The organism is Cupriavidus sp. 05T41, from assembly GCF_056396525.1.
Genome location: NZ_JBFTLQ010000115.1, coordinates 1 through 25390, shown reverse-complemented (window position 1 = coordinate 25390; position 25390 = coordinate 1). Strand labels below are relative to the sequence as shown.

At 68.2% G+C, this 25390-nt stretch carries 21 protein-coding genes and 3 pseudogenes; 18 read left to right on the top strand and 6 right to left on the bottom strand.

The features are described from left to right. Positions 1-227 precede the first annotated feature (227 nt). From aspT (AC1DKV_RS36980) to cls, 4 genes and pseudogenes are all read left to right on the top strand, one after another. Complete coding sequence (gene aspT / locus AC1DKV_RS36980) at positions 228-1928, top strand: aspartate-alanine antiporter (protein ID WP_477139370.1); 1701 nt, start codon at positions 228-230, stop codon at positions 1926-1928. Between the two features lie 70 nt (positions 1929-1998). Then, positions 1999-3684, top strand: a complete 1686-nt coding sequence (gene aspT, locus AC1DKV_RS36975; RefSeq protein ID WP_477139369.1) for an aspartate-alanine antiporter — start codon at positions 1999-2001, stop codon at positions 3682-3684. A 240-nt stretch (positions 3685-3924) separates the two neighbouring features. Continuing rightward, positions 3925-4080, top strand: a pseudogene (locus tag AC1DKV_RS36970) (bifunctional aspartate transaminase/aspartate 4-decarboxylase); the annotation flags it as partial. 128 nt (positions 4081-4208) lie between these two features. Continuing rightward, complete coding sequence (gene cls, locus AC1DKV_RS36965; RefSeq protein WP_477139368.1) at positions 4209-5744, top strand: cardiolipin synthase; 1536 nt, start codon at positions 4209-4211, stop codon at positions 5742-5744. A gap of 81 nt (positions 5745-5825) precedes the next feature. Here cls and AC1DKV_RS36960 read toward each other — a convergent pair whose 3' ends face one another. Next, positions 5826-5975, bottom strand: a complete 150-nt coding sequence (locus AC1DKV_RS36960) for a hypothetical protein (RefSeq protein WP_441618618.1) — start codon at positions 5973-5975, stop codon at positions 5826-5828. A 782-nt stretch (positions 5976-6757) separates the two neighbouring features. Here AC1DKV_RS36960 and gloA point away from each other — a divergent pair. Continuing rightward, the gene (gene gloA, locus AC1DKV_RS36955; RefSeq protein ID WP_441624075.1) at positions 6758-7165 is read left to right on the top strand and encodes a lactoylglutathione lyase; all 408 of its coding nucleotides are present in this window, start codon (positions 6758-6760) and stop codon (positions 7163-7165) included. 54 nt (positions 7166-7219) lie between these two features. Beyond that, positions 7220-8074, top strand: a complete 855-nt coding sequence (locus AC1DKV_RS36950) for a DMT family transporter (RefSeq protein WP_441624079.1) — start codon at positions 7220-7222, stop codon at positions 8072-8074. Between the two features lie 21 nt (positions 8075-8095). On the opposite strand, the gene trpS is transcribed toward AC1DKV_RS36950, so the two are convergent. The 5 genes from trpS to AC1DKV_RS36925 form a co-directional block, all read right to left on the bottom strand. Then, on the bottom strand, positions 8096-9118 hold the full coding sequence (trpS, locus tag AC1DKV_RS36945) for a tryptophan--tRNA ligase (RefSeq protein WP_477139367.1): 1023 nt from the start codon (positions 9116-9118) through the stop codon (positions 8096-8098). A 170-nt stretch (positions 9119-9288) separates the two neighbouring features. Next, on the bottom strand, positions 9289-10110 hold the full coding sequence (gene rsmA / locus AC1DKV_RS36940) for a 16S rRNA (adenine(1518)-N(6)/adenine(1519)-N(6))-dimethyltransferase RsmA (protein WP_477139366.1): 822 nt from the start codon (positions 10108-10110) through the stop codon (positions 9289-9291). 17 nt (positions 10111-10127) lie between these two features. Next, entirely contained in the window at positions 10128-11177 is a 1050-nt protein-coding gene (pdxA, locus tag AC1DKV_RS36935) for a 4-hydroxythreonine-4-phosphate dehydrogenase PdxA (protein WP_441624069.1), read from the bottom strand. Between the two features lie 17 nt (positions 11178-11194). Beyond that, positions 11195-12694, bottom strand: a complete 1500-nt coding sequence (locus tag AC1DKV_RS36930; RefSeq protein WP_477139376.1) for a peptidylprolyl isomerase — start codon at positions 12692-12694, stop codon at positions 11195-11197. Between the two features lie 9 nt (positions 12695-12703). Then, complete coding sequence (locus AC1DKV_RS36925; protein WP_477139365.1) at positions 12704-15112, bottom strand: LPS-assembly protein LptD; 2409 nt, start codon at positions 15110-15112, stop codon at positions 12704-12706. A 155-nt stretch (positions 15113-15267) separates the two neighbouring features. On the opposite strand from AC1DKV_RS36925, the gene AC1DKV_RS36920 reads away from it, so the two are divergent. The 12 genes and pseudogenes from AC1DKV_RS36920 to ruvC all read left to right on the top strand — a co-directional run bounded on the left by AC1DKV_RS36920 (position 15268) and on the right by ruvC (position 25210). Next, positions 15268-16302: an aminoglycoside phosphotransferase family protein gene (locus AC1DKV_RS36920; RefSeq protein WP_477139364.1), complete on the top strand. Its 1035-nt coding sequence runs from the start codon at positions 15268-15270 to the stop codon at positions 16300-16302. After that, positions 16302-17054 carry an AzlC family ABC transporter permease gene (locus AC1DKV_RS36915; RefSeq protein ID WP_441624063.1) on the top strand — a complete coding sequence of 251 codons (753 nt, stop codon included), beginning with the start codon at positions 16302-16304 and terminating at the stop codon, positions 17052-17054. Before AC1DKV_RS36920 ends, AC1DKV_RS36915 begins: the two co-directional genes overlap by 1 nt. Beyond that, the gene (locus AC1DKV_RS36910; RefSeq protein ID WP_441624061.1) at positions 17051-17389 is read left to right on the top strand and encodes an AzlD domain-containing protein; all 339 of its coding nucleotides are present in this window, start codon (positions 17051-17053) and stop codon (positions 17387-17389) included. Before AC1DKV_RS36915 ends, AC1DKV_RS36910 begins: the two co-directional genes overlap by 4 nt. A gap of 29 nt (positions 17390-17418) precedes the next feature. Next, positions 17419-18159, top strand: a complete 741-nt coding sequence (gene murU / locus AC1DKV_RS36905; RefSeq protein WP_441624059.1) for an N-acetylmuramate alpha-1-phosphate uridylyltransferase MurU — start codon at positions 17419-17421, stop codon at positions 18157-18159. A 60-nt stretch (positions 18160-18219) separates the two neighbouring features. Then, positions 18220-18597, top strand: a pseudogene (locus tag AC1DKV_RS36900) (aminopeptidase P N-terminal domain-containing protein); the annotation flags it as partial. Positions 18598-18831: 234 nt separating this feature from the next. Beyond that, positions 18832-19605 (top strand): M24B family metallopeptidase, encoded by a 774-nt coding sequence (locus tag AC1DKV_RS36895; protein ID WP_477139375.1) that lies wholly within the window; start codon positions 18832-18834, stop codon positions 19603-19605. Further along, on the top strand, positions 19602-20084 hold the full coding sequence (locus tag AC1DKV_RS36890) for a hypothetical protein (RefSeq protein ID WP_441624056.1): 483 nt from the start codon (positions 19602-19604) through the stop codon (positions 20082-20084). The genes AC1DKV_RS36895 and AC1DKV_RS36890 overlap by 4 nt, the downstream gene beginning before the upstream one ends. Next, positions 20065-21333, top strand: a complete 1269-nt coding sequence (locus AC1DKV_RS36885; protein ID WP_477139363.1) for a UbiH/UbiF/VisC/COQ6 family ubiquinone biosynthesis hydroxylase — start codon at positions 20065-20067, stop codon at positions 21331-21333. Before AC1DKV_RS36890 ends, AC1DKV_RS36885 begins: the two co-directional genes overlap by 20 nt. Positions 21334-21582: 249 nt before the next feature. Beyond that, positions 21583-22665: a tRNA dihydrouridine synthase DusB gene (dusB, locus tag AC1DKV_RS36880; RefSeq protein ID WP_477139362.1), complete on the top strand. Its 1083-nt coding sequence runs from the start codon at positions 21583-21585 to the stop codon at positions 22663-22665. Continuing rightward, a pseudogene (locus tag AC1DKV_RS36875) lies at positions 22662-22892 on the top strand (Fis family transcriptional regulator); the annotation flags it as partial. The gene dusB and the pseudogene AC1DKV_RS36875, both read left to right, overlap by 4 nt. 19 nt (positions 22893-22911) lie before the next feature. Next, the gene (gene purH, locus AC1DKV_RS36870; RefSeq protein WP_477139361.1) at positions 22912-24486 is read left to right on the top strand and encodes a bifunctional phosphoribosylaminoimidazolecarboxamide formyltransferase/IMP cyclohydrolase; all 1575 of its coding nucleotides are present in this window, start codon (positions 22912-22914) and stop codon (positions 24484-24486) included. A 178-nt stretch (positions 24487-24664) separates the two neighbouring features. Further along, positions 24665-25210, top strand: a complete 546-nt coding sequence (ruvC, locus tag AC1DKV_RS36865) for a crossover junction endodeoxyribonuclease RuvC (RefSeq protein WP_477139360.1) — start codon at positions 24665-24667, stop codon at positions 25208-25210. Positions 25211-25390: the final 180 nt, after the last annotated feature.

Genomic DNA, 25390 nt, shown 5'->3' with positions numbered 1-25390 from the left:
CGGCCGGCAGGAATGCGCTGATCCCTGCGCCCCACGCGGCACATCGACGCCGCTTAAATCACAAACAAAAGCTTTCAGCACGCGCGCCAAGTGACGGCAGGGATAATGGCCCACGCCGATCCCGTGCCGCCGGCCGGCGAGGCCGGGCCCGGCGAATATCCGTGCCGCGCGCAGCCTTGCGCGGGCGCCCCATGGACCAGTGATCCCTCCGCACGGCTGGCCGCCTCATGGAAACCATCGTCCGTCTGCTCGCAACGCAACCCGAGATCGCCCTGTTCCTGGCGCTGGCCGTGGGTCACGCCGTGGGTGCGGTCAAGGTGGGCCCGTTCCAGCTCGGCGGCATCTGCGGCACCTTGATTGCCGCGCTGGTGATCGGCCAGAGCGGCGCGMGGCTCGAGGCCGACGTGCGCAACGTGTTCTTCGCGCTGTTCATCTTCGCGCTGGGCTTCACCGGTGGTCCGCAGTTCTTTGCCAACGTGGCGCGCAGCTGGCGCATCGGCMTGCTCTCGCTGGTGGAGGTGGCCTCGGTGCTGGCGCTGATGTCGCTGGCGGTGGTGGTGCTGAACCTCGACCAGGGCACCGCGGCCGGGCTGCTGGCCGGTGCGGCGACGGAGTCGGCGGTGATCGRCACGGCCTCGGAAGCCATTGCCCGGCTGGGCCTCTCCGCCGACCGCGTGCGCGAGCTGCAGACCAATATCGTCACGGCGTACAGCGTCACCTACCTGTTCGGGCTGATCACGATCGTGCTATTCACCAGCCAGGTCGCACCGTGGCTGATGCGCATCGACCTGCGCGAGGCGGCCGCCGCGCTGTGGCGCAAGCTCGGTGGCGAAGGCGACATGGGCGCGCGCCAGTACGCCGCGCTGCCGGCGCTGGTGGGCCGCCTGCTGTCGGTGCGCGACGCGGCCGGGCGCACGGTGCTGCAGGCCGAACAGGCAGTATCGCTGGGCGTGACGATCCGGCGCATCCGCCGCAACGGCGTGACCTTCAAGCCCGCGCCCGAAGAAGTCCTGCATATCGGCGACGTGGTGCTGGCCTATGGCCGGCGCGAGGCGATGGTGCGCTTCGTGCAGGAAACCGGCACCGAGATCCTCKACACGGCCGGCGACGCGGACATGGACACGGTGGTGCAGGTGGAGCAGGACGTGCTGCTCGCGCGCCGCGAGATCAGTGGCCTGACGCTGGCCGCGCTGCGCCGCATGGCCGACGTGGGCCTGGGCCGCGGCGTCTATGTCGACGGCATCAGCCGCGTCGGCCGCCCGATTCCGCCCCTGCCCAACACGGTGCTGGAGCGCGGCGACGTGCTGAGCCTGAGCGGCCMGTCCGAGGCGGTGKAGCGCGTGGTGCCGGAGCTGGGCTACCGCGTGGTGCCCACCATCAAGACCGATTTCGTGTTCCTCGGCATTGGCGTGCTGCTGGGGATCCTGATCGGCAAGCTGGACGTGCAGCTGGGCAGCGTGGACCTGACGCTGGGCACCGGCGGCGGCTGCCTGGTCTCGGGCCTGGCGTTCGGCTGGCTGCGCGCGCGCATGCCGCTGATCGGCTCCCTGCCCTCGCCGGCCGCGGAGATCCTGAAGGACTTCGGCCTCGCCACCTTCATTGCGGCGGTGGGCCTGTCGGCCGGACCGGACGCGATCAAGCTGGTGAAGACCTATGGCCTGGCGCTGCCGGTGGCGGGCGTGCTGATTTCGCTGGTCCCGGCGACGCTGTCGCTGCTGATCGGCCGCTGGCTGAAGATCGAGGCGCCGATCCTGCTCGGCGCGGTGGCGGGCCAGCAATGCAGCACGCCGGCCATCATGGCGCTGACCAGCGCGGCGGGCAACAGCACGCCGGTGATCGGCTACACCATCACCTATGCGATCTCCAATGTGCTGCTGCCGCTGATGGGACCGATCGCGGTGGCGGTGGCCGGCTCGCTGGCGCATTGAAGACCGCGCCGGCCGGGCAAGTGCGCGCCGCGGCGGGCCCGACCGATTTCTCACGCAGCAGGAGCAAGGCATGGAGTGGTTGCACGGCATCTTCCAGAAGTCTCCCGAAGCGGCGTTGTTCCTGTCGCTGGCCATCGGCTACGCAATCGGCAAKATCACCTTCGGGCGCTTCCAGCTGGGCGGCGTGGCCGGCTCGCTGCTGGCGGMGGTGGTCATCAGCCAGGTGGGCGTGGAGATCGACAACGGCGTGAAGGCGGTGATGTTCGCCGTGTTCATCTATGCCGTGGGCTACGAGAGCGGGCCGCAGTTCTTCAACTCGCTMAACCGCAGCTCGCTGCGCGAGATCGCCATGGCGATCTTCATGGCGGTGGTGGGCCTGGCCACGGTGGTGATCCTGGCCAAGCTGTTCCACCTCGACAAGGGCCTGGCCGCCGGGCTGGCTGCCGGCGGCATGACGCAGTCGGCCATCATCGGCACCGCGGGCGACGCCATCACCAAGCTCGGGCTGTCGGCCGAAGAGGTGAAGGTGCTGCAGTCCAACGTGGCGATCGGCTATGCGGTGACCTATGTGTTCGGCTCGCTGGGCGCGATCATCGTGTGCGTAAACATCCTGCCGCGCTTCATGAAGACGGACCTGAAGACCGACGCCAAGAAGGTGGAGGCGGCCATGCACGGTGGCGTGGCGCAGTTCGGCCCCGGCCAGCGCGGCGCGCTGCCGCGCCTGGTGGGGCGCGTGTTCCGCGTGACCGGCGCGGCTGGCAAGACGGTGGCGCAGATCGAGACCAAGGGCGAGGACCTGGTCACGGTGGAAAAGGTGATGCGCGCGGGCAAGGCGGTCGAGGTCACGCAGGAGCTGGTGCTGCAGCCCGGCGACCTGGTCCTGATGGTGGGACGGCGCGACGCCATGGTGCCCACTGCGCTGGTGGTCGGCGAGGAGGTGGCCGAGCCCGAGGGCATGGGCGTGGTGATGCAGACGCGGCGCGCTGTGTTTACCCACAAGGACATGAACAACAAGTCCATCGCGCAGATCATCGGCATGGTGGAGCGCGAACAGCGGCACGGCGTGTATATCGAGCATATCGAGCGCTATGACCACCCGCTGCCGATCCTGCCCGAGCTGAAGCTGCAGCACGGYGACATCATCACCTTCTACGGCACCCCGGCCGACACCGCGCGCGCGGCCAGGACGGCGGGCTATGAACTGGTGCCGAGCGAGAAGACGGACTTCGTCTACTTCGGCGCCGGCGTGCTGGTAGGCCTGCTGATCGGCCTGCTGGTGTGGCGGGTGGGTTCGATCCCGCTGACGCTGGGCTCCGGCGGCGGCGCGCTGCTCTCCGGGCTGGTGTTCGGCTGGGCGCGTTCCAAGCATCCCATGTACGGCGCCATGCCGACCGCGGCCTGCCAGCTGCTCAAGGATTTCGGGCTGGCGGCCTTCGTCGCCATCGTGGGCATCAACTCCGGGCTGCAGGCAGTGACCACGCTCAAGCAAAGCGGGCTGACGATCTTCCTGCTGGGCGCKGTGGTGACGCTGCTGCCGCTGTTCCTGACCATGCTGTTCGGCCGCTACGTGCTCAAGTACGACAACGCGGCGCTGCTGGCGGGCGCGCTGTCGGGCTCKCGCAGCGCCAACCCGGCCTTCGGCGGCATCCTCGACAAGGCCGAAAGCCCGGTGCCGACGGTGCCCTTCGCCATCACCTATGCGCTGGCCAACGTGCTGCTGACGCTGCTGGGGCCGCTGGTGGTGGGCCTGGTGTAGCGCGCCGGCCTTCGCGTTCTTTCCTGTTGCCTGTTGCCTGTCGCCCGTCTCCCCTCTTCCGTTTCCGTTTCCGTTTCCGGTTCTCGGTTTCCGGTTCTCGGTTTCCGGTTCTCGGTTTCCGGTTCTCCGTTTCCGGTTTTCTGTTTMCGGACCAGTGCGGCCGGCGCGACGGYGCCGTCCCGGCCTGGCCCCTCGCCAACAAGCCTTTCCGTGGAGCAAGTCATGACCAAACCTGACCTTTCGCGCMACCMGTCCGGACGCGTGTCGCTGGCCAATCTCAACGAGTCGGACTACGTCAAGATCGGCCGCTCGATCCGCAAGCTGTTCGAGGAGTACGTAGAACAGTACAACAAGGCCACCGGCAACAAGGCGAACAAGGACGTGACGAAGAAGTAGGCCTGCGCTGACCCGCATGGCGCGCGGCGCGACGGCGGCGGAAGTGTCCGCATCCTCGCGCCGCACGGCTCTGGTATGGTTGGCGCTCCGCTTCCCGACGCTGCGATCCCGCCTGCAGTCCTAGCCTCATGCCAGCCTCCCTGTCCACCGACCTTCCTGCCCTGCTCTTGCCMGCGGTACCCGCCGGCTGGCTTTCGGCGCTGCCCGGCGGCATCGCCGCCGACCTGTGGTGGTGGCCCTCGCTGTTCACGCTGGCCKAATGGCTGATCCGCCTGACCATGCTGGTCTATGTGCCGCAGCGTCGCGCGCCGGCGGCKGCGCGCACCTGGCTGCTGCTGATCTTCTTCCTGCCATGGCTCGGCCTGCTGCTGTACGCGCTGTTCGGCCGCATCTACTATCCCAAATCGCGCCGCCTGAAGCTGCTGCGCATCAACCGCGGCATCGAGCGCGTGCGCGGCCCGCTGGAGCGCTTCGCGCCGGTGCAGCCGCTGCCCGCGGGCGTAGCCGCCGACGCCGCCGCCCTGATCGAGCGGCTGGGCTCCTACTGGCCCATGCAGGGCAACGCGGTGGAACTGATGGACGACTATGACGCCGTGGTGGCCCGCATGATCGCCGACATCGACGGCGCCGCGCGCCAGGTTCACCTGCTGGTCTACATCTACGCCGCCGACGCCACCGCGCGCGCCATGACCGATGCGCTGCTGCGCGCCAGCGCACGCGGCGTGCGCTGCCGCCTGCTGCTGGATGCGCTCGGCGCCCGCGCCGGCTGGCGCGCGTTCTCGGACGAACTGCGCCAGGGCGGCGTGGAGGTGATACAGGCCCTGCCGATGCGCTCGCTGAGCGCCGTGCTCAAGGGCAAGAGCGCGCGCTTCGACCTGCGCAACCATCGCAAGATCMTGGTGGTGGACGGCAGCGTCGGCTATATCGGCTCGCAGAACGTGATCGATGCCGAATCCATGCCCGGCCTGCCCAACGAGGAACTGGTGGCGCGCGTGACCGGCCCGGTGGCGGGGCAACTGCAGGCGTTGTTCCTGGCCGACCGCTACCTGGAGACCGGCGAGACCCCGGACGGCGGCTTCGCGCCCGAGAACTTTCCCGCCCTGCGCGCCGAGGGCACGCACACAGCCCAGATGCTGCCCAGCGGCCCCGGCTACGGCACGCAGAACGCGCAGATGGCGCTGGTGAGCATGGTCCATCGCGCGCGCGAACGGATCGTCATCACCACCCCCTACTTCGTGCCCGACGAGGCCTTCCTGCAAGCCCTGCAACTCGCCTGCTACCGCGGCGTGGYCGTGCACCTGGTACTGTCGCAACGGATCGACCAGCGCTTCACGCAGGCCGCGCAGGAGGCCTACTTCGGCGTATTGCTCGATGCGGGGGTGCTGATCCACTTGTACAAGCCGGCCTTCCTGCATGCCAAGCACGTGACCATCGACGACGAGGTCGCGATGGTGGGGTCGACCAATATGGATATCCGCTCGTTTGCCTTGAATGCAGAGGCTGCGCTGGTGATCTACGACCGCGCGGTCGTGGCGCGGATGCGGGAGATCCAGGAACGGTACTTCGCGAACAGCGCGCAGGTGGTGCGCGAGGTCTGGCAGCGCCGGCCGCTGCGGAGGCGGACCTGGCAGAATCTTTGCCGGCTGGCGGATTCGTTGTTGTAGGGTTGGGCGCCTTGGGGGCGGTTACTGATTTTAATTTTTGGTGTTGGATTTGGCATTGGATGCGGTGATATCCTAGCCTAATTATTTAACTTCGAAGTCAAAGGCTTTAAATTCAAAGGCTTTAAATTCAAAGTCAAAGGCTTTCGCTCCCCCGGAGCGACCTACTTTCTTTTCCCCGAAAAGAAAGTAGGCAAAGAAAGCGGGCTGCCTGGCCGGCAGGGGCAGAAACATTGGGATTTCTTGTGTTTCTGGTTTCGTCGTGGGGTTCTTGGTTCTGCGCGCATCCTGCCGTTACCGGTGCGGGCGGCCACTAAGCTCCGGGTCTTGTCGGTTTCGGGGTCAGACCTATGATGGCGGGCGCACTGCTTGTGCGGCCATCTGCCGTTACCGGCCTTGGCCACCACGGCATAGCACTGTCATGGTTTCGTGGTGGGCTTGGTGGACCGGGCCGCGGGTGCGCTGGGTTACTTCACTGAGCTCACACAGGGGCCACCGCGCCCACCGCGAAACCAGCGCCGTTCCCATGACGTGCCCATCCGCCCCGGTCGCGGCAGCAGCTTGACCTACCTGGGCCCACACCATCATGCAGCGCCACCACGAATCCAGCGGAACCACAGGCCCCACCACGAAACCTCCAGCCTCAGTAACACTGTTCGGCTCTGCCCCTGCCGGCCAGGCAGTCCGCTTTCTTTKCCTACTTTCTTTTCGGAAAAAAGAAAGTAGGTCGCTCCGGGGGAGCGAAAGCCTTTGACTTTGAAGTTGACTTTGACTTCGAAACACAAGCACCAACCGCAAGACACCAGCACACCAAGCCAACGCAGTTGAAGCGCAGGAGCCAACCCGCAAGCCACAAGCCACAAGCCCCTCCACCAAGAGCCTATACCACCGAGACTAACCCCTTGATTCTGTGGAAAAACACCAAATCAAGACCAAAACCCATCACCCTGCCCCCAAACCCCCATTCCCCATCCCGTCTAAAATACAGCCCTCMCCCCACCAACCAGAATTCCAAAATGCGTCTCCTCCACACCATGCTCCGCGTCGGCGACCTCCAGCGCTCGATCGACTTCTATACCCGCATCTTCGGCATGCAACTGCTGCGCCAGAGCGACAACCCGGAATACAAGTACCGCCTGGCCTTCGTCGGCTACGGTCCCGAATCCGAGACGGCCGTGCTGGAACTGACCTACAACTATGGTGTCGAGCAGTACGAGATGGGCACKGCCTACGGGCATATCGCGCTGGAAACCGATGACGCGGCGGCCGCCTGCGAGCGCATCCGCGCTGCCGGCGGCAATGTCGTGCGCGAGGCGGGTCCGGTCAAGGGCGGCACCACGGTGATCGCCTTCGTGGAAGACCCGGACGGCTACAAGATCGAACTGATCGAGCGCCACTCCACGCGCGACTCGGCACGCCCCTGAGTGGGCGCGTCCGTGCTGAACCGCCGCCCGCTGGACGGCACTGCCGTCAGCCTGATGGTGCTGCTATGCCTGGCCTGGGGACTGCAGCAGGTGGTGATCAAGGCGACCGCGCCGCTGATGGGGGCGGTGCTGCAGGCGGGCGTGCGTTCGGCGGTGGCTGCGTTGCTGGTGTTCGGCTTCGCGGCCTGGCGCCGCATTCCGCTGTGGAGCCGGGACGGCACGCTGGGCGCAGGGCTCCTGGCGGGCCTGCTGTTCGGCGCCGAATTCTTCTGCATCTTCGTCGGGCTCGGCCACACCACGGCTTCGCGCATGGCGGTGTTCCTCTACACGGCGCCCATCTTCACGGCACTCGGCCTGCATGTGACGGTGGCCGGCGAGCGGCTGCGCCGCGGGCAATGGCTGGGCGTCGGACTGGCCTTCTGCGGCATGGCGCTGGCCTTCGCCGACGGCATCGCCGCGCCGGCCGCGCATGGCGGCAGCACCTTGCTGGGCGATGCGCTCGGTATCGTGGCGGGTTTCCTGTGGGCGGCCACCACCGTGGTGGTCCGCGCCAGCAAGCTGGCTTCGGCGGCGCCGAGCAAGACCTTGCTCTACCAGCTGGCGGTGTCGGCGGTGATGCTGCTGGCGATGGCGATGGCCGCGGGCCAGCACCTGCAGGCGCGCGTGGATGGCATGGTGATCGCCAGCCTGTTCTATCAGTCGGTGCTGATCGCCTTCGCCAGCTACCTGACGTGGTTCTGGCTGCTGCGCCAGTACCTGGCGTCGCGCCTGTCGGTGTTTTCCTTCCTGACGCCGCTGTTCGGCGTCGCCTTCGGCGTGGTGCTGATGCACGACGCCGTCGGCATGCGCTTTGCGGTGGCGGCAGTGCTGGTGCTGGCCGGGATCGTGCTGGTCAACCGGCGCGCCTGAACGGCGCGCCGCGTTGCGGCTTCAGAAGCGGAACATCCCCAGCGCGTCGCGCACTTCATCCAGCGTGCGCTGGGTGATGCCGCGCGCCTGGTCCGTACCGTGGCGCAGGATCTCGAACACATGCTGCGGGTCCTTGGCCAGCGCTTCGCGGCGCTCGCGGATCGGCGCCAGCAGCGCCTGCAGCACGCCTTCGAGCCGGCGCTTGAGCACCATGTCGCCCAGCCCGCCGCGGCGATAGTGTTCCTTCAGTTCCGCCACCTCGTCGACCGCCTCGTCGAACGCATCCAGGTAGGTGAACACCACATTGCCCTCCACCTGGCCCGGATCGGACACCTTGAGATGATTGGGGTCGGTGTACATGCGCATGACCGCTTCCTTGATCTGCTCGGGCGTGGCCGCGAGCGGGATCGCATTGCCTTGCGACTTGCTCATCTTGGCCTTGCCGTCGACACCCGGCAGGCGGCCGAAGCGCGGGATCAGCGCCGMTGCCTCGGGCAGCAGCTCGCGCCCGACCTGATGGTTGATGCGGCGCGCGATCTCGTTGGTCTGCTCGATCAGGGGCGCCTGGTCCTCGCCCACCGGCACCACCTCGGCCTTGAAGCCGGTGATGTCGGCGGCCTGCGCCGCCGGATAGCACAGGAAGCCAGCCGGGATGTCGCGCCCGAAGCCGCGCGCCTGGATCTCTTCCTTGATGGTCGGGTTGCGCTCGAGCCGGGCCACCGTGACGAAGTTGAGGTACATCAGCGTCAGTTCGGCCAGCGCGGGCAGGTGCGACTGCACCGTGATGGTGGTCTTGGCCGGGTCGATGCCGACCGCCAGGTAGTCCAGCGCCACCTCCAGCACATTGCGCCGCACCTTGTCGGGATCGTGCGCGTTGTCGGTCATGGCCTGGGTGTCGGCCAGCAGCAGGTATTGCTGGTGGGAATCCTGCAGCGCCACGCGGCTCTTGAGCGAGCCGACATAGTGGCCCAGGTGAAGCTGGCCGGTGGGACGGTCGCCKGTGAGGATGACCTTGCGCCTGGGCGCCTGCGTTTCGCTAGTCATGGCATTTCCTTGGAGAGGTGTCGCCGCGCAGCGGTCCGGCGGGAATATGCGCCTGCCGGCCGGGCTGCGGCGGCTGGAGTCGGAATCGGTGGATGACGACGCGCCGCTCGCTTCAGCGGCGGCGCCAACGATGGATCGGGGTCAGGACGGCGCGCATCGTGCTGGCGGTCTCAGGCGGGCGGCATTTCGAGCTGGCGCGCCAGCCCGACATATTCGGCCACGGGCACCTCTTCGGCGCGGCGCCCGAGATCGAAGCCCAGCGCGTCGAAATCGACCTGGTCGCGCAGCATCGACAACGTATTGCGCAAGACMTTGCGCCGCTGCGAAAACGCCGCGGCGACCACGTCGCCAAGCACGGTCAGGTTGCAGGCCGGATAGGGCGAGCGCAACTGGCCATCGGCCTGGCGCGGCCAGGGAATCATGCGCACCACGGCGGAATCGACCTTGGGCGGCGGATTGAACGAGGCCGGCGGCACATCCAGCACATGTTCCATGTGATAGCGGACCTGCAGCATGATCGAGAGCCGGCCGAAAGCCTTGCTGCCGGGCTCGGCCACCATGCGCTCCACCACCTCCTTTTGCAGCATGAAATGCTGGTCGCGCACCTGGTCGGCAAAGGTGGCGAGGTGGAACAGCAACGGGCTGGAGATGTTGTACGGCAGGTTGCCGACGATGCGCAGGGGCTTGCCGGCCTCGTGCAGCTTGCCGAAATCGAAGGCCAGCGCGTCGCCGGCATGGATCGCCAGACGCTCGCCGTAGCGGCGGCGCAGCCGCTCTACCAGGTCGCGGTCGAGCTCGACCACCTGCATCTGCGGCAGGCGCTCGAGCAGCGGCTGGGTCAGTGCGCCCAGGCCCGGCCCGATCTCGACCAGGATGTCGCCGGGTTGCGGGTCGATGGCGCTGACGATGCCATGGATGATGCCGTCATCGACCAGGAAGTTCTGCCCKAATCGTTTGCGGGCCACATGGCCCTGGTGTACGTTGGAACGCATAGGTCTCTCGTCGGGCGTCAGCGGGTTGCCGCCGCCGGCACGGCGCGGGGGCGGCCGCCGGCGTGGCCGGCCATGGCAACGGCATTGCGGATCGCCTCGATCATGCTGCCGTGTTCGGCGCGGCCGCTCCCGGCCAGGTCCAGCGCCGTGCCGTGATCGACCGACGTGCGGATGAAAGGCAGGCCCAGCGTGATATTGACGCCGTGCCCGAAGGTGCCGTATTTGAGCGGCGCCAGGCCCTGGTCGTGGTACATCGCCAGCACGCAGTCGGCCGCGTCGAGATGGCGGGGCTGGAACAGCGTATCGGCKGGATAGGGGCCGCGCGCATCGATGCCGGCATCGGCAGCCTCGGCCAGCGCGGGGATGATCACGTCGATCTCCTCGTGGCCCATATGGCCGCTTTCGCCGGCATGCGGGTTGAGTCCGGTCACCAGGATGCGCGGGCGGTCGATGCCGAAGCGGCTACGCAAGTCGGCATCGATGATGGTGAGCGTCTCCACCAGCATCGGTACGTCCAGCGCGTCCGGCACGGCGCGCAGCGGCAGGTGCGTGGTGGCCAGCGCGACACGCAGGATGGCGTTGGCGTGGGCCGGCTGCGGGCCGGCCAGCATCATGACCACGCGCGCCACGCCGGCGCGCTCGGCCAGGTATTCGGTGTGGCCGGTGAAGGGCACGCCGGCATCGTTGATGGTGCTTTTCTGCACCGGCGCCGTGACCATGCCGGCATAGCGCGCGACGCCGTCMGCGCCGGGCGTGCAGCCGTCGATGGCATGGTCGAGCAAGGCCAGCACATAAGCGCCGTTACGCGCATCGAGCCGGCCTGCGTCGCACGGCACCGCCAGGGCGATGTCCTCGCACACCACGCTGCCGTCGGCCAGGCGATGCGCCCAGGCATGGCCCACGCCGAGCGCGGCCGCGCGCGCGGCCAGCAGGCGCGCGTCKCCGATCACATGGAAGCGCACCTGAGGATGCTGGCCGGCCAGCTGCAGCAAGGCGCCGACAGTGATGTCGGGACCAATGCCGGCAGGTTCCCCGGTGGTGATGGCTAGCGCGAGCGGCTTGGACATGACGCGGGTGCGGTCCGTCAATTCTCGKAGCGCTGGCGGTTGACGCGGTATTCCACGTAAGCCGCCTGGCGCAGCTGGCGCTGCCAGTCTTCATAGGCCGCGCGGATCTTCTGCTCGCGTACTTCGGCACGGGCGAAATCTCGCTGCTTCTCCGGAGACATTTCGGTCTCGCGGCGGTTGATGACCTGGATCAGGTGCACGCCGAACTGGCTGACCACCGGCTCCGAGACCTCGCCCGGACGCAGCCGGCCCATGGCCTGCTCGAATTCGGGCACCAGCTCGCCGGGCGACACCCAGCCGAGGTCGCCGCCGTTCTGGGCGGAGCCGTCCTGGGAGAAGCGGCGCGCGGCATCGGCAAAGTCGCCGCCATGCGTGATGCGGTCGCGCAAGGTGCTCATCTGGCGGCGCGCCTCGGCCTCAGGCATGTTCGGGCCGGTGCGGATCAGGATATGGCGCACCTGGGTCTGGGTGATGTGTTCGCCAGCCGCCGGGCTCGGCGATGCCGGCGGCGCGGTGCGCTTGGCCACCAGCTTKAGCACGTGGAAGCCGTTGGCGCTCTCGATCACCTGGGGCGCCACCGCGCCGGTCTGCATGTCGAGCACGGCATTGGCGAACAACGCCGGCAGCCGGCCGATCTCGCGGAAGCCCAGCGAGCCGCCCTGGGCGGCTTCGGGCGCGTCGGAGGACTGCGCCAGCTTGGCGAAATCCGCACCGCCCTGGGCCTGCTTGAGCAGGTCCTCGGCCTTGGCGCGCAGCGCGGCCTTCTGGGCATCGGAGGCATCTCCCGGCACGCGCACCAGGATCTGGGCAACGTTGTATTCGGTGGGACCGCTGGCGGCACTACCCTGGCCACCGCGCGCGGCAAGATAGTTGTCGATCTCGCCATCGTAGACCTGGATCTTGGAGTCCACTTCGCGCTCGCGCAGGCGGATCACCTGCACCTGCTTGCGCAGCTCGTCGCGGTACTTGGTCCAGGTCATGCCGCTGCGCTCGACCTGCGAACGCAGCTCGGTCACGTTCATGCGGTTCTGCTGCGCCACGGACTCGACCGCGCGGTCGACTTCCTGGTCGGTCACCTTGATGCCGGCTTCCTGCGCGGCCTGCGTCTGCACGCGCTCCATCACCAGCCGTTCCAGCACTTCGCCGAGCAGGTCGGCGCGCGCCGGCACCGGACGGTTGGCGGCGCGCAGCTGTCCTTCGATCTCGTCGGCGCGGTCCAGCAGTTCGCGCCGGGTGATCACGCTGCTGTTGACGATCGCCACCACCTCGTCCACCAGTTGCGAGCGCTTGGCGCTCGCGCCGGGCTGCGTCACGCCCAGGCGCGGCTGGCTCGGCGAGGGGCTGCTGTCGCCCGCCTGGGGCACGAAGATGCCGGTCGCGCGCTGCGTCGACGGCGCCTTGAGCTGGGCAGTCGCAGGCAGTGCGAAAGCGGCCAGCAGCGCGGCCAGCAGCAGGCTATTCCAGCCGGTCAGGCTGGACGGCAGGTTGGAGATCGCGTTGCTATCTTGACGTTTCATCATGGTCCGTCATTCGTAATGGTMGAGCTGGGATGGAATTACCGGGTTGGCGGTGACGGGCTCATAACCCGGCACGTTCAGCCGCAGCACATCCAGCGGATTGGAGCCGATCTTGGACAGTCCGCGGAACTCCACCTGGAAGAAGATGCGTCCGGTGTAGCCTTCCGTGGTATTGCGGAAACGCTGGTAGACGAGACGTCCCACCCAGCAGTCCGCTGCATATTCGAAACCGGCCAGGGCATCGACGAGCTGGCTCGCGTTCAGGTCGAACGCGACCCGGCCGATGCCGTAGGTGCGCTGGGTCAGCGGCCACTGGCTCGAGATCTCGAACTGGTCGATGGCGGTATTGTCCGTCACCGAGGTCGGGCGCCGGTAGCGGTAKCCGACGTTAAGCGTCTTGCGCGGCTCAGGCCGCCACGCGAAGGCGAGATTCGAATAGATCACGCGATCGCTGTCCGGGTTGTATTGCACCCCGGCATCGAGATAGTAGCCGCGGAACAGCTGGATCGTGGTGGCCGCCAGCAGGTCGGAGTAGCCGGCCTTGCCGATCGGGTCCGTGCCGTTGATCTGCACGCGCTGGCCGGTCAGGTCGAAGCGCTGCGCGATGGTGCCGCGGAAGCGCTCGACTCCGCTGCCCGCCTCGATCAGGCGCGTGGTCACGCCCGCCGTGATCTTGTTGTTGTCGGCGATGCGGTCATAACCGGTGAACGGGTTCTCGCTGAAGATCTGCCCGTAGCCGAAGTCCGACTGCACCGTATCGAACAGCGGGAACTGGCTCTGGTCGCGGAACGGCGTATAGACGTAGAACAGGCGCGGCTCCAGCGTCTGCACATAGTTCACGCCGAACAGCCGGCTGACGGTCGGCGCGTCGCGCTCGAAGGTCATGCCGGAGTCCAGGCTGACGGTCGGCAGCGACCGGCTCAGGTTGGTGGGCGATCCCGCGGCTACCGTACCCGGCTCCATCTGGTACTGGGTCACGTTGAACGACACCTTGGGCGTGACGAACCAGCCAGGGCGAACGATCGGATAGCTGATGGACGGCTGGATGAAGAAGCKGTCGCCCTGCGGTTGCTGCGTGCCGTCCGTGGTCAGCGGAATACGGAAGCGGGAAAAATCGGACTCCACCTGCACGTCGAAGCCGCCCAGATCGTATCGCGTGTAGCGACCGTTGATCTGCGGGACACGCTCGTACGATGGCTGGCTTGGCGCGAGCGTCTGGAATTTCTGCACCCGCGCGAGCAGCGAGAAGTCTTGCCAGCTGTAGGTGACGCCACCTTCCTGCACATACTGGCGTTGCGTCGCCTGCGTCACCGAGCGGGTAAGGTCGTCGGGATACTGGTCGTCCGATACCTTGTTGACGTTGACGTACGCGGTCAGCCCCTTGGCGATCGCCTGCGTGTGCTGGATCGAGTATKCCCAGCGGTTGGTCTTCGTCTTCTGGTCGTCCGGCAGGATTTCGGCGCGGATGCGCCCGGCATAGCCGTCGCCGACATAGCGGTAGTCGCCACCGAGCTGGAAGCCGCGCGAGCTGAGATAGCGCGGAAAGACAGTCAGGTCGCGGTTGGGCGCAATGTTGAAGTAGTACGGAGCCGTGAGGTCCATACCCGAGCGCGAGCTGTAGCCAAACAGCGGCGGCAGCAGCCCGCTGCGGCGCTCGCTGTTGAGCGGGAAGCTGAACACCGGCGCCGCCGCGATCGGCACGTTGAAGAAACGCAGCACGCTGCCGTAGGCGGTGCCCACCTGGCGATCGCTGTCGATATCGAGCTCGCGCGCGCTGAAATACCAGTCAGCATTGTCTGGCGAGCAGGTGGTATAGGTCGCGCGCTTGATCGTGGTGACGTTCTTGTCGATGAAGTCCATGCGCTCGGCCTTGCCCGAGCCGCCGGTCTGCTGGAAATAGTAGTCCGGCGACAGCATGTAGCCTTCGTTGGCCTCGACCCTGAGCCGGGCCTCCGGCCCCACCGCCAGCGAGCCGTCGCGCGCCACGCGCGCATTGCCGTGGACGAAGGCCTCGTCGCTGTCCTGGTCGTAGGTGAGCTTGTCGCCCTTGACCACGCCGCCGCCGCGCCGCAGCTCGGCATTGCCTTCGAGCTCCACGCCACGCTCGTTATAGCCGTTCATGCGGTCGCCCGAGACAAAGGTGGGCGGGTTCGCGTCGGGCGCCGACGGCTGGGCCTTGGTACCGCCCGGCTCGGCCAGGCGCGGGACCAGCTCGCCCGACACCGGCGGCGCCTCGGGCACCCGTTCGACGGCGGGTTCGGCCACCGGCAGGTCCGGAATGGCGGAACTCACCGTCTGCGCCTGCGCGCACACCGACCAGCCGGCCATGGCCAGCACGAGCGGGCGCAGTGCGCTGCCGGGCCGTCGCGCCGAGGTCTTGCTTGCCTTCTGAATCGGTKATCGTCGTTGTTCGGTCATGCGAGCGGGTCATGGGTCAGAGCGGCGGCGGCGGCCCAGTGGCCGCCAGCCGCCGCCGGAGCAAGCTTGCGGGCCAGTGGAAGCCCGCCCGGGGCCGCCCCGGGGCCCGGTGCTGGTCGGGTATTATACGGGGCATCCTATTCTCCCTTTCCGGCATGGCAGCTCTTCCTCTCGACCCGCGTCTCGACCAGCTCAAAGTCTGGGTATCCGGACTCGGTCCGGCCTGGTCCGTCGACCCCGCCTCCTGCGCTCCGGCTTCGGCCGATGCGAGCTTCCGCCGCTACTTCCGCGCCAGCACCGGCAACCCGGCATATCCGAGCGTCATCGTGATGGATGCGCCGCCCGCGCAGGAAGACTGCCGTCCGTTCATCCATGTCGCGTCACTGTTCGGCGAGGCCGGCGTGACCGTGCCCAAGGTGCTGGCGCAGGACCTCGGACAAGGCTTCCTGCTGCTGAGCGATCTTGGCAACACCACCTATCTGTCGCGGCTCGACCCGGCCAGCGCGCGCCATCTCTATGGCGACGCGGCCGCCGCGCTGATCCGCATCCAGGCGGCCACCCGCCCCGGCACCCTGCCCGCCTACGACCGTGCGCTGCTGCAACGCGAGCTCGACCTGTTCCCGCAGTGGTACATAGCCAGGCACCTCGGCGTCACGCTGACCGGCGCCCAACAGGAAGACCTGGCCGAAGTGATGCAGGCGCTGATGGCCAACAACCTGTCGCAGCCGCAGGTCTATGTCCACCGCGACTACCACTCGCGCAACCTGATGGTCCTCGATGGCGAGGCCAATCCAGGCATCCTGGATTTCCAGGACGCGGTGATCGGCCCCATCACCTACGACGCGGTCTCGCTGTGGCGCGATGCCTATATCGAATGGGAAGAGCAAGAGCAGCTCGACTGGGTGATCCGGTACTGGGAGCGCGCGCGCAAGGCCGGCTTGCCGGTGGCCGCCGATTTTGGCKACTTCTACCGCGACTTCGAGTGGATGGGCCTGCAGCGACACCTCAAGGTACTCGGCATCTTCGCCCGGCTTTATCACCGGGATGGCAAGGACGGCTACCTCGCCAACCTGCCGCTGGTGCTGAAATACGCCCGCCAGGTAGCCGGCCGCTATAGCGAGCTGCGCAAGCTGGTGCGCCTGTTCGACGCCCTCGACGGCGCCGAGCGCCCGGTCGGCTTCACCTTCTGATGGCCACGACGCAAGGCACGCCACCCGCCGTCACCCGCCGCGGCGAGTGGTGGGCCGGCGTGCGCGCGCTTGCGCCCATGCTGCTCGGCGTGGTGCCGTTCGGCCTGATCTACGGCGTGCTGGCGGTGAACGCCGGCATGCCCGCCTGGCTGGCCTGCGCCATGAGCGCGGTCGTGTTCGGCGGCGCTTCGCAGATGATCCTCACCCAACTGTGGGCGGCCGGCACGCCGGCCGTGCTGGTCGCGGTCACGGTGGCCATGGTCAACCTGCGCCATGCGCTCTACTCGGCCACCATTGCCCCGGCGCTGGCCCACCTGCCGCGCCGCTGGAAGGCGCTGATCGCCTACCTGCTGACCGACGAAGCCTTTGCCGCCATGACCCGCCGCCTGGCCGACGACGGCGAGCACCGGCGCTACCGCCACTGGTTCTTCTTCGGCGCGGGCTTCGCGCTGTGGGCCAGCTGGCAGGTCTCGACGCTGGCCGGCGTGCTGGTGGGCGCCCAGGTGCCGCGCGACTGGCCGCTCGATTTCTTCCTGCCGCTCACCTTCATCGCCATCATCGTGCCGGGCATCAAGCACCGCTCGCATGCCGCGGCGGCACTGGTGGCGAGCGCGCTGGCAGTGGCCTGCTTCGGCATGCCGCACAAGCTCGGGCTGATGGTGGCGGCGCTGGGCGGCATTGCCGCGGGCATGCTGCTGCGCGGCGGCAGCCACGGCGAGCGCAAGGGCGGCGCCACGGAGCCCGCCGCATGAGCCAGATGTCCCTGCTGCTGGTGTTCCTCGGCGCCGGCCTCGCCACCTTCCTGATCCGCCTGTCCTTCATCGCCGTGGAAGGACGCGTGCGGCTGCCGCCGTGGTTCCGCACCGCGCTGCAGTTCGTGCCGGCGGCCATGCTGTCGGCGCTGATCGCGCCCGACCTGCTGATGCGCGACGGGCAGCTCGCCCTCGGCCTGGACAATGCGCGCCTGCTTGCCGGGCTGGTAGCCATCGTGATCGCCGCCCGCACGCGCAGCATCGGCTGGACCATCGCGGGCGGCATGGCCACCCTGATCGGGCTCACCTACTGGCTGAACCACCTCCCGAAATGAACGCACGAGAGACCCCACGAGAGCCTGCCTTGAAGGCCATGATCTTTGCCGCAGGGCGCGGCGACCGCATGCGCCCCCTCACCGACAGCTGCCCCAAGCCGCTGCTGCCGGTGGGTGGMAAGCCGCTGATCGTCTGGCAGGTCGAAGCGCTGGCGCGCGCCGGCTTCGCGGACATCGTCATCAACCACGCCTGGCTCGGGCAGCAGATCGAAGACGCGCTCGGCGACGGCAGCCGCTTCGGCGTGCGCCTGGCCTACTCGGCCGAGGGCAGCGCGCTGGAGACCGCCGGCGGAATCGCCCAGGCGCTGCCGCTGCTGAGCATGGCGCCGGCACGCGGCGACATCTTCCTGGCGGTGTCAGGCGACATCTGCACCGACTACGACTACCGCGCCCTGCTGCCGCGCGCGCGCGCCATGGCCGGCGCGCCCCGCCCGCGCATGCACCTGGTGATGGTGCCCAACCCGCCGTTCCACCCGGGCGGCGACTTCGCCCTCGGCGCCGACGGCCTGCTGCTGCCCGCCGGCACGGCCGGTGCGCCGGACCTGACCTTCGGCAATATCGGCCTTTACGACACGCGGCTGTTCACCGCCATCGAACCCGGCCAGAAGGTCGCCATGACGCCCTACTACCGCGCCGCGGTGGCCGCGGGCCTGGCCAGCGGCGAACGCTTCGACGGCGCCTGGGAAAACGTCGGTACGCCGGCCCAGCTCGCCACCCTGGACACTGCCCTGCGCGCCAGGCCGGGCGCCGTCCCCGCGGCAATGCGCTGACCCGCCCCAATGGCGGCGGCGTAGAATCGAACCTGTTTCCCAATCCACGTGGCCACATACATGACCGCTCCCGATTCCGCCCTTCTTTCCGCCTGTCGTGACCGCCGCGCCCGCGTGCTGCAGCAGTTGCGCGCCGCCGGCGGCGGCGTGGCGATCCTGCCCACCGCGCCGGAAGCCATGCGCAACCGCGACAGCGACTACCCTTATCGCCACKACAGCTACTTCTACTACCTGACCGGCTTCACCGAGCCGGAGGCCGTGCTGGTGCTGGTGGCGCCGGCCTCCGGCCCCGACCGCAGCGTCCTGTTCTGCCGCCCCAAGCACGAGGAACGCGAGATCTGGGACGGCTTCCGCTACGGCCCGCAAGGCGCGCAGGCCGCCTTCGGTTTCGACGAGGCGCACTCGGTCGAGGAGATCGACGCGCTGCTGCCGCCGCTGTTGGCCAACCATGCCGTGCTGKCCTACCCGCTGGCCGCCGCGACCCGCACCGACATGCAKGTGCGCCGCTGGCTCGACAGCGTGCGCATGCAGGGTCGCGCCGGCGTGACCGCGCCGGCCACGGCACTGGACATCCGCGCCATCCTCGACGAGATGCGCCTGTTCAAGGATGCCGGCGAGATTGCCGTGATGCGCCGCGCGGGCGAGATCTCGGCACAGGCCCACGTGCGCGCCATGCGCGCGTCGCGCCAGGGCCTGCGCGAGTACMACCTCGAGGCCGAACTGCTCTATGAATTCCGCCGCCACGGCGCGCAGAGCGTAGCCTACAACTCGATCGTCGCCACCGGCGCCAATGCCTGCGTGCTGCACTACCGCGCGGGCCCCGCCGAACTGCGCGACGGCGACCTGTGCCTGATCGACGCCGGCTGCGAGCTCGATGGCTATGCCTCGGACATCACCCGCACCTTCCCTGTGTCGGGCCGCTTCTCGCCGGCCCAGCGCGAGCTCTATGACCTGGTGGTGGCCGCGCAGGAAGCCGCCATTGCCGAGACCCGGCCCGGCGTGCCCTACAACGTGCCGCACGACGTGGCCACGCGCGTGCTGGCGCAGGGCATGCTAGACACCGGCCTGCTCGATGCCAACCGCTGCGGCAATGTCGATGACGTGCTCRCCAGCGGCAGCTACCGCCAGTTCTACATGCACCGCACCGGCCACTGGCTCGGCATGGACGTGCATGACGTGGGCGAATACCGCGTGCCGGGTGCCGCGCCGGCGGAGGGCGAACGCCCCTGGCGTCCGCTCGAGCCCGGCATGGTGCTGACCGTGGAGCCGGGCATCTATGTGCGCCCGGCGCAAGACGTGCCGGAGCGTTTCTGGCATATCGGCATCCGCATCGAAGACGATGCGGTGGTGACCGCCGACGGCGCCTGTGAGCTGATCACGCGCGGCGTGCCGGTCAAGGCTGACGAGATCGAAGCGCTGATGCGCGAAACCGGAGGTGCACGATGATTGGCTGGCTACGCAAGGTCCTTCCCGCCGGCGGACGCGCCAACGCGCCGCGCACGCATCACCACGACCCCGCGCAACCGTTCGTGATCAACCTGTACGACGACCGCGTGGTGGTACACCGCCCCGACGGCCAGCGCGAGGAGATCGAATGGGACGTGCTCGAGCGCGTGGTGGTGCGGGTATCGAACCGCGAACCATGGGCCGGCCCGGCCTGGCTGATCCTGGTCGGCGACCGCGCCGCTGACGGCGCCCAGCGCGGCTGCGTGGTGCCGCTCAACGCGGTCAACCAGGGCGCGCTGGTGGAGCGCCTGCAGGCGCTGCCCGGCTTCAGCCAGCAAAAGCTCGACAACGCGCTGCGCGACGCGGCGGCCGGCAAGCATCGCACCGACGCCAATCTGTGGAAGCGCGGCGCACAGCCGGAGCCGGGGGCAGGCGATGCAAGCGATGCAGGCGATGCGCATGAGCCCGGCCAGCACTGACGGCGCCACGGGCGCGGATATCGCCATCGTCGGCKCCGGGCCGGTCGGCCTTGCGCTGGCCTGCCTGTTGCTGCGTGCCAGCCCCTGGCGCGTGGCACTGGTCGATGCTGCCACGCCCGCGCGCGCGGCGCGCGACCCGCGCGCCATTGCGCTGTCCCACGGCAGCCGCCAGTTGCTGGAACAGATAGGCGCGTGGCCACGCATGGTGACGCCCATCGAGCACATCCATGTGTCGCAGCGCGGCCGCTTCGGCCACGTCCGCCTGCATCACGACGACTACGATGTGCCGGCGCTCGGCTATGTGGTGCGCTACGGTGAGCTGTGCGGCGCGCTCGAACGTGCGCTGGCCGCCGCGAGCCAGGCCGCCGCCGGCGGCGAAACGCGCCTGGTGCGCGCCTACGATACGCGCATCGACCATATCGAGCAGCACGGCGCCGGTGCCTCCGGTGCCGCCGGTGCCGCCGGCGAGGCGGACGGCGTGCGCCTCGCCGGCCATGCGCACGACCGCCAGCCCGCCGCGTTTGCCGCGCGCCTGGCGGTGCAGGCCGAGGGCGGACTCTTTCAGCAGCAGCCCGACAGGCCGGCGCAAGGCGCGCGGGCGCAGGCCTTCAGGCGCGACTACCGCCAGACCGCGGTCATCGCCCATGTGGTCTGCTCGCGTCCGCAGCCGGGCTGGGCCTGGGAGCGCTTTACCGAAGAAGGGCCGCTGGCGCTGCTGCCCTACGAGGAACAGCACGGCGAGCCAGGCTACGCGCTGGTCTGGTGCTGCCCGCCGGAGCAGGCCGCGCGCCGGCTCGCGCTGCCCGACGCGGAATTCCTCGCCGAGCTCGAACAGGCGTTCGGCGAGCGCATGGGGCGCTTTATCGCCATCGGCAAGCGCCATGCCTTTCCGCTCGGACTCAACGCCGCGAAGATCACCGTGGACGGCCATGTGGTCGCCATCGGCAATGCGGCGCAGACGCTGCATCCGGTCGCCGGCCAGGGCCTGAACCTGGGGCTGCGCGACGCCTTCGCGCTCGGCGCCGCGCTGCGCACCGATTGCAGCCCGCAGGCCCTGCAAGCCTTCGCCGCGAAGCAGAGGGTGGACCGCGCCGCGACCATTGGCGTGACCGACCTGCTGCCCAGGCTGTTCGGCGTTTCCTATCCGCTCGCCGCGCATGCCAGGGGTGCGTCGCTGGCGGCACTCGCCTGCCTCGGACCGCTCAAGGATGCGCTGGCGCGGCAGATGATGTTCGGGATGCGGCGCTGACGGCGTTTTCCGGCTTGCCGCTGCGACGCGCGAGGCTCTCGCCTGCCGGGAAGACCGTGCCGCGCCATCCCTCCCCTGCCGATTATTTGCTCAAAACTTAAGCAACGCGCCTGGTTTGGCGGTAAAATCCTGCMCTCGCACATGCCCCTCGACACCGCCGAGCACCGTTTCGGCAGGGCATGCCATTTCCATTTTGTCTCGTTGCGGGCCGCCTTGCCGGCCCACGCCAGTCCCTAATTCGTCGCTATCGTGCAAATCGGCCCGCACCAGCTCCGCAACAACCTGTTCGTCGCGCCCATGGCCGGCGTGACGGATCGTCCCTTCCGCCAGCTCTGCAAGCGGCTGGGCGCGGGCTATGCGGTGTCCGAAATGGTCGCTTCCAACGCACAGCTGTGGAAGAGCGAGAAGACCATGCGGCGCGCCAATCACACCGGCGAGGTCGAGCCGATCTCGGTGCAGATCGCCGGCGCCGAGCCGGCGATGATGGCCGAGGCGGCACGCTACAACGTCGATCGCGGCGCGCAGATCATCGACATCAACATGGGCTGCCCGGCCAAGAAGGTGTGCAACGTCGCGGCGGGCTCGGCGCTGCTGCAGAACGAGCCGCTGGTGGTGCGCATCGTCGAGGCGGTGGTCGCCGCCGTCGGCGACCGCGTGCCGGTCACGCTSAAGATCCGCACCGGCTGGGACCGCCAGAACCGCAATGCATTGCGTATTGCGCACATGGTGCAGGAAGCCGGCATCAGCATGCTGACCGTGCACGGCCGCACGCGCGCCGATCTGTACAAGGGCGATGCCGAGTACGAGACCATTGCCGCCGTCAAGGCGGCGCTCTCGATCCCGGTGGTGGCCAACGGCGACATCACCTCGCCGCAGAAAGCGAAGCACGTGCTGGCGGTGACCGGCGCCGACGCCATCATGATCGGCCGCGCGGCGCAGGGCCGGCCCTGGCTGTTCCGCGAGATCGAGCACTATCTCGCCACCGGCGAGCTGCTGCCGTCGCCGGAGGTGGCCGAGATCCGCGCGATCATGAACGCGCACCTCGAAGACCATTACGAGTTCTACGGCGAGTTCACCGGCGTGCGTACCGCGCGCAAGCATATTGCCTGGTACACGCGCGGACTGGCCGGCGCCAACCTGTTCCGTCACCGCATGAACACCCTGGACAGCAGCACCGCCCAGCTCGCCGCCGTCAATGCCTTCTTCGACGAGCAGGCGCTGCTGTMKGACCGCCTGGTCTACGTGGACGAAGGCGCGGCCGGTCCGGACGCAGAAGAAGACGACCGCAACGGGTCGAACAACAACAAAAACGGGGAGTTGCTTGCCGCATGAGCCGCAACGCTATCGACCAGTGCATTCGGGACAGCCTGAGTGCCTATTTTCGCGACCTGGACGGCGAAGAGCCGTCGAATATGTACAACATGGTGCTCGAAGCCGTGGAACGGCCTCTGCTGGAGGCAGTGATGGCGCGCGCCGAGCGCAACCAGTCGCTCGCCGCCGCCTACCTGGGCATCAATCGCAATACGTTGCGCAAGAAATTGCAGCAGCACGGTTTACTTTKAAGTGTTCCCCACAGCCATGATCAAGCAAGCCCTCCTCTCCGTATCCGACAAGACCGGCATCGTCGACTTTGCCCGCGAGCTCAACGCGCTGGGCGTGACGCTGCTCTCCACCGGCGGCACCGCCAAGCTCCTCGCCGAAGCCGGCCTGCCGGTCACGGAAGTGGCCGACTATACCGGCTTCCCCGAAATGCTCGACGGCCGCGTCAAGACCCTGCACCCCAAGGTGCACGGCGGCATCCTGGCGCGCCGCGACCTGCCCKAGCACATGGCTGCGCTGGCCGAGCACGACATCCCCACCATCGACCTGCTGGTGGTCAACCTGTACCCGTTCCAGCAGACCGTGGCCAAGGATGACTGCACGCTGCCGGACGCCATCSAGAACATCGACATCGGCGGCCCSACCATGCTGCGCTCGGCGGCCAAGAACCACCGCGACGTSACCGTGRTSGTGGACCCSGCCGACTACGCGCCGGTGCTGGAAGAAATGCGCGCCAACGCCAGCAGCGTCGGCTACGACACCAACTTCCGCCTGGCCACCAAGGTGTTCGCGCACACCGCGCAATACGACGGCGCCATCACMAACTACCTGACCAGCCTCGGCGCCGACAAGTCGCACCAGGCCCGCAGCGCCTACCCGCAGACGCTCAACCTGGCCTTCGAGAAGGTGCAGGAAATGCGGTACGGCGAGAACCCGCACCAGTCGGCCGCCTTCTACCGCGACCTCAAGGGCTTCGACGGCGCGCTGGCCAACTACGTGCAGCTGCAGGGCAAGGAACTGTCGTACAACAACATCGCCGATGCGGATGCCGCGTGGGAATGCGTCAAGTCGTTCGACGCCGCCTACGGCGCCGCCTGCGTCATCATCAAGCACGCCAACCCGTGCGGCGTGGCAGTTGGCGCCAACGCGCTGGAAGCCTACGAGAAGGCCTTCAAGACCGACTCGACCTCGGCCTTTGGCGGCATCATCGCCTTCAACGTGGAACTGGACGAAGCCGCCGCGCAGGTGGTGGCCAAGCAGTTCGTCGAAGTGCTGATCGCCCCGTCGTTTACCGCCGGCGCGCGCGCGGTGTTCGCCGCCAAGCAGAACGTGCGCCTGCTGGAAATCCCGCTCGGCAAGGGCGGGAACCAGTATGACTTCAAGCGTGTCGGCGGCGGCCTGCTGGTGCAGGGCCMGGATGCCAGGAACGTGCAGCGCGAAGAACTGCGCGTGGTGACCAAGCGTCATCCCACGCCGAAGGAAATGGACGACCTGATGTTCGCCTGGCGCGTGGCCAAGTTCGTCAAGTCCAACGCCATCGTGTTCTGCGGCGGCGGCATGACGCTGGGCGTCGGCGCCGGCCAGATGAGCCGCGTGGATTCCGCCCGCATCGCCAGCATCAAGGCGCAGAACGCCGGCCTGACGCTGGCCGGCTCGGCGGTGGCGTCGGATGCCTTCTTCCCGTTCCGCGACGGCCTGGACGTGGTGGTGGACGCAGGCGCCACCTGCGTGATCCAGCCGGGCGGCTCGATGCGTGACGATGAGGTGATTGCGGCTGCGGATGAGCGTAATATCGCCATGGTGCTGACCGGCACGCGCCACTTCCGCCATTGATGCCCCGAGCCTGCCCGGCGACGCCGCCGCGCAGGTTCCCCCGGCCGCATCCAGAGGCTGTTTCGCAGCGCCCGCAAGCAGGGGCGCCAGCGAAACAGCCTTTGTCATTGCAGCGCGGCGCACAAGCTACAATCCCCCCATCTTCCATCTGCGCGCAAGCCGAGCCAGCCCCACACCCATGCGTATCCTCGGCATCGACCCCGGCCTCCGCACCACCGGCTTCGGCGTGCTTGAAAAGCACGGCAGCAAGCTGAGCTACATCGCCTCCGGCACCATCAAGAGCGACGGCCAGACCGACCTGCCGACTCGCCTCAAGACCCTGTTCGACGGCATCAGCKAGGTGGCGCGCACCTACGCGCCGGACTGCGCCGCGATCGAAAAGGTGTTCGTCAACGTCAACCCGCAATCCACGCTGCTGCTGGGCCAGGCGCGCGGCGCGGCGATCTGCGGGCTGGTGGGCAATGGCCTGCCGGTGTTCGAGTACACGGCGCTGCAGCTAAAGGTGGCGGTGGTGGGTTACGGCCGTGCCAACAAGGAGCAGGTGCAGGAAATGGTGATGCGCCTGCTGAGCCTGAACGGACGGCCAAGTTCCGACGCCGCCGATGCGCTGGGCGTGGCGATCTGCCACGCCAACGGCAGCAATACGCTGGGCGCGCTKACGGKACTGGCGCCCGAACTGGTGCGCAAGGGCATGCGCGTACGGCGCGGCCGGCTGATCGGCTGAGCATTGTGCCGCKGCGGCGCCAGGGCCGCTTACAATCGGCCGGTTGCCTGCCCGAGGATGCCAATGTCCCGCTCGTTCKCCAGCCCCCGCCTCCTGCGTTCCTCMGCTTCTTCCGCTTCTTCCCGCTCGCTGCGCCTGCCCGCGCTGCTGTCGGCCATTGCCGCGGCATTGCTGGCGGCC